Origin of the sequence: Haloarcula sp. CGMCC 1.2071 (genome assembly GCF_037078445.1) — an archaeon.
Taxonomy (GTDB): Archaea; Halobacteriota; Halobacteria; order Halobacteriales; family Haloarculaceae; genus Haloarcula; species Haloarcula amylolytica.
The window spans coordinates 1-11,799 of record NZ_JAYMGY010000035.1 but is presented as its reverse complement, the minus strand read 5'-3'; the positions used below and the strand labels follow the sequence as shown (position 1 = coordinate 11,799).

Sequence of the window (11,799 nt, the reverse complement as noted above, 5' to 3'; positions counted from 1 at the left end):
TGATGTTTCGACCGACACGATTGAGCAGTATATCGAGCGAACGGAACACGTTTAACGGGGCTTACGGCCTTCACCCTCGGGGTCAAGCCCCGAGGCACTCGGCCTGCTCCGCCAGTAGACGCTGCGCCAGTGGTGAAATGAGGGTAAGGTACTCCGATCTAGATATAGTCCATCGTGGACTGCATGCCTTCCCGCGCGTGACTTCAAGTAGCCTAGTGTGGGCAGTAGGCGATTACACTCGGTAGTGGGTGTGTGAAACTCCACTCAGACATATATAAATTTATGTGAAAAGCTACTAAAATGGTTTTAGACCGGTTTTACTAAACTTCACTCGTTGCTTGGTCGCTACATTTATCATACAGGGACGGATTTGATAGAGTAAATAATGTCAGACTCAGATGAGGATGATAATATCTTCAAAACCGGCGGAATATTTGCTAACAGGGAACTGGTACGCGTCGGCCACGTCCCCGATCTGGAGCGAGTCGTTGGGCGGGACGACGAAGTCAGCGCTATCGGGCAAGCACTCGGTCCAGCAACGGTCGGCGGCCCACCGGAGAGTACGATCATATACGGCAAGACCGGAACCGGAAAGTCACTCGTTGCGAGGTGTGTGTCTCGTGAGGCTCACTTCGAGGCACAGGCAAACGATATCTCGTTTCAGCAGGCGTACGTCGACTGCTCCGATTATCAGACCGACGCAAAGGCAAGCCGGGAGATGGCACGCAAACTAGTGGCGAGCCTCGACGCAGATATCGACGTCCCGCGTGTCGGGATCGGAGCCGCCGACTACCGTGACATCACCTGGGACCTACTTGAGGAGTACAACATTAACTCACTGGTCGTCATTCTCGATGAAATCGACAAGTTAGACGATGATGAACTGTTACGCAGCCTCTCTCGGGCTCGCGAGAGCGGGAAGGCAGAGACACACGTCGGCGCCATCTGCATCAGTAACAAGATCGAATATCGCGAGCGCTTGAGCGAACGCATCGACTCAAGTCTGCAGGAGAACGAACTCGTCTTTGACCCCTACGATGCTGGTCAGTTACGAGCAATCTTGGACAACCGGACGGATGCCTTCGAACCGGACGTGTTGGAGCACGATGTGATCCCAAAGGTCGCTGCCCTCTCAGCCAAAGAACACGGGGATGCACGGAAAGCGATCGATACGCTATACGAAGCTGGTCGTCTCGCTGAGAAACAGGGGACGGAGACAGTCACAGTCTCGCACGTCGATGACGCCGTCCAACGAGCGGAGGTGAACCGCTTCGAGAAACTCGTGCGTGGGACGACGCCGCATGTGAAATACATCCTCCGAGCGCTGGCGCTACTTACCGTCGACAACCCAGCTCAGGAAGCTTTTCGAACTCATCAGATCTATACGCTTTATTTAAAGGTCGCTGAGCAGGCTGGAGCGGATCCACTCTCCGAGGATCGCGTGTACCGGCTGCTGAAAGAACAGTCGTTTCTCGGGGTGACTGAGTCGAATCACACAGGGGGTGGACAGGGTGAAGGGAGCTACCTGGAACATCGACTGCTTCGGGATCCAGAGGTTGTCATCCAAGCCATTGAGAGCTCAGCGAAGGGCGGGGACCCATGACGATGTTTCACTCGTTACGAGGTGTGTGGGTCGGCTTCGATATTAAACCGCAGAGGGGAGCCAAAGCGCAGTTCCGTTTCCGCTAGAGTTCATGTTACCACGACCCGTCAAGAGCTCGCTGATAGACGGTTTCGGCCTGATCTGCAACCGCATCCCAGTCGTATTGCTGCGCACGTTCGACGGGATCCGTCGCTGGGCGGCCACCACCTAAAATATCATCGAGCGTTTCTGTGAGCGAGGCAATGGTAGGTTCTACGAGGAAGCCGGCGCCGTCGATGACCTCGTCTGCCGCCGAATCTGGGTGGTCAGCAGCAATCACGGTGCAGTCGGCGGCCATCGCCTCGACGAAGGTAATTCCGAATCCCTCTCTCGTTGAGGGAGACGCGAATATGTCTGCAGCCCGCATATGGCCGAGAACATCCTCGTACTCTTCAAGAAAGCCTAACATCGAAACGCGGTCGGCGTGTTCCAGTGATTCGCGTTTGGTATCCAGCCGGTCACGCTCCGGGCCGTCACCGATGATCCCCAGCGTGACGTCATGCCTGTCGGCGACTGCATCGAATGCCTCTAGCAGAATGTCGACGTTCTTGTGCTCGATCAGTCGACCTGCGAAGACGATGTCGTAGCCGGTGTCGGGGCGGGGGGCCGTCTGGACCTGCTCGGTATCGAGCCCGTTTGGCACGACCTCGATATGCTCGCGATTCGGGCCGATGTCAGCGAGGTTGTCCGCTGTGATGCCCGAGACCGCGATCGGATGCTGGGGCGTCTTGGCAGTGAGTTGTTCGACGAGTTTGCCACCCGGAGCGAGCGGGCCAAGGTACTCCTCCCAGTAGTCGCCCCAGACCTCGTGCCAGGTCGTGACCACTGGTGTGCTAGTCCCGAGGCTAGCAAGCTTCGTCGAGAGAACTGGAAAATACGGGAAGACGCTAGCGATCGCGAGGTCGTGTTCATCGTCGCTGAGACGGCGACGGAGCGGAGGGAGTGCGCGAGCCGCAAAGTCGATGGCTTCCGTGATGGACCGGCGATCGTCTTCGTAGAGCTCTGCTTCTGGGGCAACTGCACGGAGGGTCATTCCCTCGTGGGTGATCTCTGTTGGGCCGTCCCAGAAATGTCGGCCGTAGATGGTGATGTCGTGGCCCTCGTCGGCGAGGCGGGTGCCGATTTCGTGGATTCGCTTTTCTGCACCCCCGGTGATGAACGGATATATTACATTACTTACAAAACAGACATCCATCACGATGTGAATATCATTTCCCATAGGACCATCTTGAATACTCTGTTTCAGTGAAACGCGTTGAATGATTTGAGCTAGGCACCTAAACGGCGAAATTCAGACGAATTCGGTTATAGTCGAGAGTTTTTGATTGGTTATTTTTGTGTTCGACGTTTGGTACGCAGGGTGCAGTAATTACTAGCTTCGGAAGAATAAAATCATGTCCGGGGAAAGAGTCGTCTACATGACTGCTTCCCCGCCGAACATAATTTTGCTTTCTGCGGACGCACTCCGGGCGGACCACCTCTCCTGTTATGGCTACCACCGTGAGACTTCACCTGTACTTGATGAGTTTGCTGAGGAGAGTATTCGGTTCACAAATGCCTACAGCGCGAGTTCACACACACGCGAAGCGGTCCCTGCGCTGTTGACCGGGGAGTACCCCGATGTGGCAATCAACGATAGCTACCGGCTTGCAACGGAGACAATCGCTTCCCAGCTTTCGGAAGCTGGATTCGCTACTGGCGGATTCCATTCCAATCCATTCGTCTCGAGAGCATATGGATTCGATCAGGGCTTCGATACGTTTGACGACGATCTTCATTTCGGCCAGCACAAACTCGTCGCTCTGGCCCAACGCGCACTTGACAAACTACGAAATCGCCATTATGCTCGAGCCGAAGAGATCAACGAGCGGTCACTGTCGTGGATTGATTCGCTGGATTCTGACGAGCCGTTCTTCCTCTGGAACCACTACATGGACACCCATGGACCGTACGAGCCGCCAGGTGAGTACGCGACGCTGTATGCAGACAAGGAATTGTCTGGCCGCGACGCCCAGTCGCTGTATCAGCGTGCCATTGACGAGCCGGAATCGATCACCGAGGAAGAACGTCAGCTGTTGATTGATCTGTACGACGCTGAAATCCGTTACAACGACGAGTATATCGGTGAGTTCCTGAAGGAACTCCAAAGTCGGAGTTTGCTGGAGGAGTCGCTATTGGTGGTCACGGCTGATCACGGGGATGCGTTCGGTGAGCACGGGTACTACGAGCACCCACGGTACTTGCACGATGAGATAACGCACGTCCCACTGTTCGTTCGAGAACCCGAAGGAACTGATAAAACGGTAGAGACACCGGTAAGCACGTTAGATATTGTGAGTACATTCAAACGGATCGTCGGGCAAGATATTGATTCCAGGCGTGTCTCATTGCTAGACCAATTGGGTGTTGACCGAACGGTGTTTCTCCAAGCCCGAGGCGAGGACGAACACAGCCACATTCGCCGATACGCGCTTCGGACACAGGAAGGTTCCTGCTTCTGTGAACGGGATCGGGGGAGTGGTTCGATTGAGTTCGGGGAGTGTTCGAACCGCTCACTCCGTGAGGATCTGGAAGCGCACGTTACCAAACGTGTTCAACTGGAAAGTAACGGAGAAGCAGCCGCCGAAGATGAAGTAGACGAGGAAATTGAACGTCGATTGAGTGCACTGGGTTACAAGGAGTAGATGATGAAAGTTGGCGTGAACGCACGTACATTCACGGTCGATGAACCCGGTGGAGCCGTACAGACTTCAATCAAACATACTAGAGGGCTTATCGACCGATCCGATACTGATGTCATTTTGTTCGGTGATAGTTCCATAAACACCCTCTTCCCTGAGGATAAGGTTGTGAGTACTGCATATCCCGTCTCATCACAAGCGTACGGGCTTGTCTGGGAACGGGCGGTATTACCTGCTCTAGTACATCGGTCTGACATTGATGTTCTGTACTGTCCAAACGGAAATGCTCCGATGACTCGAATATCGTGTCCAGTGGTCATGTGTATCCACGATGTGAATGCCCTCAAGGGATGGTCGAGTGGTATCCACCAGCTGTACAGACGGTTAGCGGTTCCTCGTGGTGCCGATGTTGCAAGTACTATCACAACAGTCTCTGAATTTTCGAAGAGTGAGATTGTCGATAACCTGGACGTGCCATCTTCGAAAGTCGGTGTCGTGTACAACGGTGTCGACAAGACGTTCTTTTCATCTCAGAGCGAGCAGCTCAATGGGCTCCCTGAGGATTATCTCTTATTCGTTGGGTCGATGAACCCACGGAAGAATCTCAAACGGGTTATAAAGTCGTACGCAGCGATCAAAACGCAGACCGATCTCCCGCATAAGCTAGTTATCATCGGTCCCGAGAACAAAAACATCTTCAAGAGCGTCGATATCGAAAGCCGAGATGATATTATCGCACCGGGGTTCGTGACCGAAGGAGAGCTGAAGTACGCCTACGAGAACGCGGACGTCTTCGTCTTTCCATCTCTGTACGAAGGGTTCGGACTTCCACCTTTGGAGGCCCTGGCTTGTGGCACGCCCGTCGTTGCATCTGAAACAACGTCTCTCGGCGAGATTCTTCAGGAAGGATGTATCCAAGTCGATCCCGAAGACATCCAGGACATCACAGATGCGATTGTACGAATACTTGACGACGAACAACTGGCGGATGAACTGGCTGCGCAGGGGCAAGCGTATGCCCGAGAGTTTACCTGGGAGAACGCAACTGGACAACTTCGGGACGTGTTATCGAAAACAGTCTAATATAGACCTGCTAGTCATCTTACGTGAATTTCTACCCGTATATCGTTGGGGTACTCGTACGGTAGTGTCTAGTTGGTAGCATTGTGCCATCAAGTGAAGCTTTGCACCCAGTTTCAGTCGATCACATCGGGTTAGAGGAAGCGTCTGCTTGGAGAGGATGTGCAACCTGGCGGCGCCCCGCCAAGGGGGGCGCCGCCTCTGGCAGTGGCCGTTCATGGAGTTTTGCGAAATAGTGCTGCGGGCAGCCTAGACAGCAATTGGTGTGCGCAGGACTGTTCCAGCGAACCAGCCACTTGACGACCGGTTCTTCCGGTAGCTATCCACCGATCTGGATAGCGGTCGCCAGTGGTGACACTGTCGCGTCGGTGGCAGTCCGCCGCCGACAGCGACGGTCCATCGCAAAGATCATGCTCACCAGCGGTTTAAAGATGCTCCACAACCAGTTCGGTTTGGTTCACCGTCATCAGGCGAGGTTACACAGCTGTTCATGTGAGCGACTGAGCATCGTTGCCAGAGATAGTGGGGGATGCGGCGTTACTTGTTGACCCAAAGGATACGGCAGATATCGCAGATACGGTGTTGCAGTTGTTGTCTTCCAAAGAATTGCGCGCGAATTTAATTAAGAAGGGCGGTAGTCGGGCAAAAAATTCAGATGGGAAGAATCTGCGAACCAACTTGGCAGACTATCAAGAGCGAGATCGGTTGATCGAAAGATAATGATACTCTCCATTAGAATAGACTAAATTAGAATCACTTACTCTCTGTTGATATTTATATTCGGAAGTTGGTTGATGTGGTAGCTGATTTGCAAACAGGCCATCCCGGTGCATCGAACTACTCAACAGGACTCCGGATGCGTCTCTTGATTGGACATATTCACGGAATTCCGGACTTGATGAGTAAAATAGCATATCAGTATCAGTATATTCGTCAGGATGATCGATTAATAAATAGCCGTCACCAGCAACAGGAGCACCAGTCATTAAGTCCGAAAGAATTATGCCCCGAAAATGCTCACTCCCCCATTTTCCGACAGCATTAGATCCAGACTCATAGGACTGAATCTCTGCCCGGTCATCGGTAGATTGTAAAGCAAATGCTCCACCTACCGTTATAAGTAGAAAAGCAACTATGATAATAACAATAATGTCGTGGTCCTCTATCTTCGAGAGTGCAAACATCGCACCGATTACTATTACCGGCACCGAAAGTTGGAAAGGCCTGCCCACAAGGAATGACTCACCACTAGACAGGTAGAGAAATGCGACACCGAATATGGAACTCCCCCAGATTATCGCGACCAGCTCGGTTGCGTCGTGGCCATCTGCTGTCAAAACCCGCTTAATTGCGATGAGACCGCCAATTGCACCTAAAGGAAGTAGTGATATTAGTGCCATGAGGCTGTAATAGCTTGGCTCAAAGACAGTAGGATAAGTCCCAGTTTGGCCGCTCAGGGGCGAAGAAATTTTAAGTGAAATTAGTCTTAGCGCACCGGTTTTGATGTACGCTAAGTACGTTGTGAGGGGGATTTCGAATATCTGTAAAAACAAGAAGCCAGAAACACTAATTGGAATAAATAGCCCATTCGAGTAGTTTCTATTTAACACAGATAATGCAATTGGGCACAATATGAGTAAGATACCTACTAATGCGAAGTTGGGAGGATACCAGTAAAATAAGCCAACTAATATCAATGAGAGAGAAATATAAGCGCCAATATTTACATTTTTTTGATTTTCGACAATGTATATGAGTATTGCAATGGATATGAGGATTAGTGCATTATTCAATGAAGTTATATTTAAACTATAGATTACTGGTACATACGGTGCGATAGAGCCAATACCACTAATAAATATCGCGAGCTGGCGATCTAAAATTATTTTACGTGCGACAATAAAGAATCCGAACCAAACCGACAGGAATCCAGGGAATAGAATATAGTATATATTTGGAGATGTACCAGTTACCAATGAGTATTCTGCGATCAGAATCGATAAAATCGGCAAATTTTTTCTAGAAAGAATTTTACCCCAGTTCTCTTGTTTTAAATTTGAATTTACTAGCTGTGACTGGTCTGGTGGAATGATATGGCCAGTACTAATAATTTCAGAAACCACATATTCATCTGCATAAAAAAAGATGTCTCTGTAAAACCCAGTATTGAGGTTTAAGCTTATGAAAATAAACGGGATTAAAAACAAGAGTACAATAGAAGTCTTGATCAAATATTTCCTCAGATTGTGTACTGAGTTCAAACTACTTCGTTGAGTACTATCTATCATTCTATATTATATCAGAATCACATCACGAGTTGTCGGCGCGAAGTTGGTTTCTAACGGAATTAATAATTGGGACAACCCCTATTCGCTGACCAATACGCCAACCTTTTTCCGCTAAGGATTTATTAAATATTTTCTCATATCTACGCGGATAGTTTTTCTTAAGTTGAGTTTCTAAGCGGTGATCATAATGTGTTCGAGGTGAATCTGGATGGATCATCGTTGCGTCTTCTACGAATTTACAGATTCCCGCTGCGTCGGCTTCCATTCGCCAACCGAACTCCGTATCCTCACGCCACCCAGCGTATTGACTATTCCAACCACCTTGTTTAATCGCTTCATCACGGTCCACAGCCATGTTACAGCCGACATATTGCCTTTCCCCACCGTAACGAATACCGCCTTCAACGGGACCTTCTAGACAGACTAAGTCATCATTTTTTTCAAATGCATTTGCAATAGATTGTACCCAGTCACTTGGTGGACGAGTATCGTCATCGGTAAACGCTACAATACTTGCTTGCGATTTGTTGAGACCAAAATTACGTGCTTCGCAACGATCTAAATTGGGGCAGTTAACAACAATTATTTCCCAATCTTTGCAGAAATTTTGTTCTACTAGGTATTCACAAACAACTTGATGATCGTTGGACGGTATAGTGGAAATGACAACAGAAACAGTAGGCTCAGTAGCTTCTCTTTCGTACTCCCAATCACTTGGGGATATATTCACAACAGATTATACGCGACACTCAATTAAAATCTATCGGTTAATCTTCAGATCAGGTTTGTTCGATCTTGTTTTCACACACGCTAGTCTGAACCATTGCATATAAGATGTTGGTATCTATTCATTCGAACAATGACGAATATCGCGGTGGTGGTACTAGATACACTCCGATACGATGCCTTCAATACTCACTTTGGTTGGTTAGAAGGCAAAAGATTCACAAGTGCATACTCGACCTCGCATTGGACTATCCCAGCACACGCCTCACTGTATACAGGCTACTATCCTAGTGAGGTTGAAGTACATGGAAAGGATATGTCGCTTGATTGGAAGTCACCAACGTTACCAGAACTCCTTAATGCGGAGGGATACAGCACCAAGCTTCTAACCGCAAATCCACAAATACACATGTGGGAAGGTTGGAAGAAAGGGTACAGCGAGACTGTCGGCCCATCGAATTTAGATCCGTCCGATGATGAGCTCGCAGACTGGAACGAGTTCTATTCAAGGCAGTACCAATCAACGATAAAAAAATATCTACAGGCAGTTTTCTTTTGCATACAGTCTGACGCCCCTACTGTTCAATCAATGATTAAAGGTGTAAAGAATACTAGAGAGCCTGCTAACAGCGGTATCGATTCGATTATAAAACGTATCGAAGATATCGACTTCGGTGAGAGAGAATTCCTTTTTCTAAATATCATGGACGCACATACCCCGTATGACCCTCCCGAGGAGTACACTTCTGTTGAGACTCCTGTGGACGTAGTAACTGGTGACGCTTTTGCAGGAACCGTCGAAAATCCAGAGAAGATCCGTCAAGTATACGACGATTCTGCGAGGTATTTGTCAGATAGATATAAAAAATTGCACGAACAACTCAGCTCTGACTTTGATTATATTATAACTCTTTCCGATCATGGAGAAATGCTTGGAGAACACGGAATGTGGAACCACAGTTATGGACTTTACCCGGAACTGGTGCATATACCATTAGTCATTAGCGGTGAAAATGTCAATGAAGGTAAAGATCAATCTGTGGTAAGTATTCTCGACGTTCACAAGACAGTCTGCAACTTAGCCCAGATTGATGTAGAGTCACGAGGCCAAGATTTATTAGATGACCCCGCTTCGAAGAAGCGACTCTTCGAATATCACGGATTCTTACACTGGCATAAGGATCAATTCGAACGGAAGGGCGTTGACGAGCGCATATACATCCAGCGGGATTCGCCTTTAGATGGATTCAAATCTAAGGAGTTTGGCTTTGTGTACGAAACCCATGACGACGGATTGGTCACCGATAATTCAGTTTCACCCAAAGAAGCGAACGTAGAACTGAGGAATCTAATCGCTGAAACCGATAGAAAACCTATTGAATCAAACTCAAAGTCGGAGATATCTGAACAAGTTCAAGAGCAATTAGAAAATCTTGGATATGCCTGAGAATGGTTAGTTCGGACGATATTGAGGCAATGGTCTCAAGTGCTGCTCTGGTGATGGTTGGGACAGTTCTCAGTTCAGTATCAGGACTATTTGAGAGAATTATCATTGGCCGGACCCTGGGGCCCTCAAAATATGGTGTCATCAGTGCAGCACTGGCTGTTGTGACACTTTCTGCTACAATTTCGATGTTTGGGCTAACGCAGGGTATCCCTCGATATATGTCTCGGTTCGAATCAGCAAGTGAAAAACGAGGCGTATGGGTAAGTGGTATGTTAGTTGCAGTCACTCTTTCGGCCATTGTCACAGCTATATTACTAATATTTTCCAAGGAGTTATCTCGATTAGTCTTGGGAGGGTCTGAAGCAACGACCGTGTTCAGAATAATTGTACTCACAGTCCCCTTACTGACCATTCTCAAAATCAGTATAGGGGGCATCCGCGGTGAAGAAATCACGATCTACAGGACATATGCTCAGGATTTGTTATATCCTATCTCGCGGATCGGCTTGCTTTCGATATTTTTATTTATGGGGTTAGGTGCTGTTTCAGCTTCCTTCGCGTATACTGGAGGAGCGCTAATTGCTAGTATTCTGTCGATATTTTTACTAAACAAGGTCATTCCGCTTAACGGAGAAATTGAATGGCGATTCCAAGAACTCATCTACTACTCTGCACCACTGATAATCTCCATGGTAATGTCAATTTTGTTGACCAGAACAGATACACTAATGATTGGATATTTTCAAACATCAACCGATGTCGGACTCTATAGCGCAGCTTACCCAGTTGCGGCCGGGTTGCAACTAGTTCTATCTTCCTTCGGTTTTTTATACTTACCACTTGCTTCTAGACTTGATTCAAATGATAAAAGAAATGAAACAGAATCTATCTACCGACTAACGACGAAGTGGATATATATAATCACTTTCCCGGGGTTCGTGGTAATGGTGTTATTCCCAGATCAAATATTGGGTCTATTCTGGGGCGAAAATTTCAAGAAGGCTGGATTGGCCCTCTCAATATTGTCGATAGGGTTTTTCAGTAGTGCAGCCGCTGGGAGAAACCGCGAAACCGTCTCTGCATTTGGATATACTAAATATGTTATGTACGCGAACACTTTCGCCTTTACAATGAATATTCTGCTGAACATCTACCTAATACCTAGACACAGTTATATTGGCGCTTCAATAGCCTCTGCCATTTCTTTTATATCACTCAACATTTTTGTATATGTAGTACTTGAGTTTAAATTCGACATAAACCCATTTTCAGAATACAATATTAAGACTTTCATGTCCCTTCCCATCGGCATATTGTTACCGCTTGCGTTGCTGAGGACGATAGCTGAGTTTTCTGGCATAACTGTGTTAGTTCTACTTCCGTTCATTGGAGTAGCTTCACTATTTTTGATAGTGCTAGTAGGGGGCCTCCAGCCGGACGATGAATTATTAATATCTGCTATTGAAGATAAGACATCAATTAAAATTCCTTATGTGAGGTCTTGGTTGTGAAAATTCGCGAAGAGTTGCGCTCCTACAGTATTCACTTCTAAAAGGTGGGTTTCGGAATTTTGTCCGTATTTTCAACTTCATCAACTATCCACCGCTAAGTCTTCGGCATATCTCCACAGGAGCCTCTGATAGAGTTCCCTCATTATTTCTGTTAATTCAACGATATTGTATACTATATATCACAGAAGGCAGTTTAAAATCAGGATATTGATCCATTCCAGCCGGAGTCAGTAGCCCTCGTGTACGTCCGGACTAAGTAATTTGATATGGCCCATATCAGGAAAAATCTGTCAACTATAGGTAAGACGCTCATCCGTAGCACATTGTTGATTTCACAGAGTTGCTCGAACAGCGTATTTGAGAGCATCTCGGCCGGGTTTCCGAAACAGCTCTCGGCGTAGCTGAAATGCTCTAAGATACTGTG

9 protein-coding genes and 1 pseudogene are annotated in these 11,799 nt (G+C 48.0%); 6 read left to right on the top strand and 4 right to left on the bottom strand.

The window, feature by feature from the left end:
• Nucleotides 1–385: 385 nt before the first annotated feature.
• Nucleotides 386–1,603, top strand: coding sequence for a Cdc6/Cdc18 family protein (locus tag VI234_RS20845; protein WP_008308971.1), 1,218 nt, complete (start codon nt 386–388; stop codon nt 1,601–1,603).
• A gap of 94 nt (nt 1,604–1,697) precedes the next feature.
• On the opposite strand, the gene VI234_RS20840 is transcribed toward VI234_RS20845, so the two are convergent.
• The gene (locus tag VI234_RS20840) at nt 1,698–2,837 is read right to left on the bottom strand and encodes a glycosyltransferase family 4 protein (RefSeq protein ID WP_336331179.1); all 1,140 of its coding nucleotides are present in this window, start codon (nt 2,835–2,837) and stop codon (nt 1,698–1,700) included.
• A 223-nt stretch (nt 2,838–3,060) separates the two neighbouring features.
• On the opposite strand from VI234_RS20840, the gene VI234_RS20835 reads away from it, so the two are divergent.
• The 3 genes and pseudogenes from VI234_RS20835 to VI234_RS20825 all read left to right on the top strand — a co-directional run.
• On the top strand, nt 3,061–4,326 hold the full coding sequence (locus VI234_RS20835; RefSeq protein WP_442905050.1) for a sulfatase: 1,266 nt from the start codon (nt 3,061–3,063) through the stop codon (nt 4,324–4,326).
• Nucleotides 4,327–4,329: 3 nt separating this feature from the next.
• Nucleotides 4,330–5,406, top strand: a complete 1,077-nt coding sequence (locus tag VI234_RS20830; RefSeq protein WP_336331177.1) for a glycosyltransferase family 4 protein — start codon at nt 4,330–4,332, stop codon at nt 5,404–5,406.
• 166 nt (nt 5,407–5,572) lie between these two features.
• A pseudogene (locus tag VI234_RS20825) lies at nt 5,573–5,722 on the top strand (ISH3 family transposase); the annotation flags it as partial.
• 370 nt (nt 5,723–6,092) lie between these two features.
• Here the strand turns inward: VI234_RS20825 and VI234_RS20820 are convergent.
• The gene (locus VI234_RS20820; RefSeq protein ID WP_336331176.1) at nt 6,093–7,526 is read right to left on the bottom strand and encodes a hypothetical protein; all 1,434 of its coding nucleotides are present in this window, start codon (nt 7,524–7,526) and stop codon (nt 6,093–6,095) included.
• A gap of 187 nt (nt 7,527–7,713) precedes the next feature.
• Entirely contained in the window at nt 7,714–8,421 is a 708-nt protein-coding gene (locus tag VI234_RS20815) for a glycosyltransferase family 2 protein (protein ID WP_336331175.1), read from the bottom strand.
• A gap of 129 nt (nt 8,422–8,550) precedes the next feature.
• Here VI234_RS20815 and VI234_RS20810 point away from each other — a divergent pair, with 129 nt between their 5' ends.
• Together VI234_RS20810 and VI234_RS20805 are read left to right on the top strand one after the other, a co-directional pair.
• On the top strand, nt 8,551–9,864 hold the full coding sequence (locus VI234_RS20810) for a sulfatase-like hydrolase/transferase (RefSeq protein WP_336331174.1): 1,314 nt from the start codon (nt 8,551–8,553) through the stop codon (nt 9,862–9,864).
• A 2-nt stretch (nt 9,865–9,866) separates the two neighbouring features.
• Entirely contained in the window at nt 9,867–11,375 is a 1,509-nt protein-coding gene (locus VI234_RS20805) for a flippase (protein WP_336331173.1), read from the top strand.
• A 199-nt stretch (nt 11,376–11,574) separates the two neighbouring features.
• On the opposite strand, the gene VI234_RS20800 is transcribed toward VI234_RS20805, so the two are convergent.
• Nucleotides 11,575–11,799 (bottom strand): hypothetical protein (locus tag VI234_RS20800; protein ID WP_336331180.1); only part of this gene is annotated, 225 nt, incomplete at its 5' end.

Coding starts and splice junctions, on each gene's coding strand:
- VI234_RS20845 (WP_008308971.1), top strand. CDS start 386: ATGTCAGACTCAGATGAGGATGATAATATCTTCAAAACCGGCGGAATA.
- VI234_RS20840 (WP_336331179.1), bottom strand. CDS start 2,837: ATGGATGTCTGTTTTGTAAGTAATGTAATATATCCGTTCATCACCGGG.
- VI234_RS20835 (WP_442905050.1), top strand. CDS start 3,061: ATGACTGCTTCCCCGCCGAACATAATTTTGCTTTCTGCGGACGCACTC.
- VI234_RS20830 (WP_336331177.1), top strand. CDS start 4,330: ATGAAAGTTGGCGTGAACGCACGTACATTCACGGTCGATGAACCCGGT.
- VI234_RS20810 (WP_336331174.1), top strand. CDS start 8,551: ATGACGAATATCGCGGTGGTGGTACTAGATACACTCCGATACGATGCC.
- VI234_RS20805 (WP_336331173.1), top strand. CDS start 9,867: ATGGTTAGTTCGGACGATATTGAGGCAATGGTCTCAAGTGCTGCTCTG.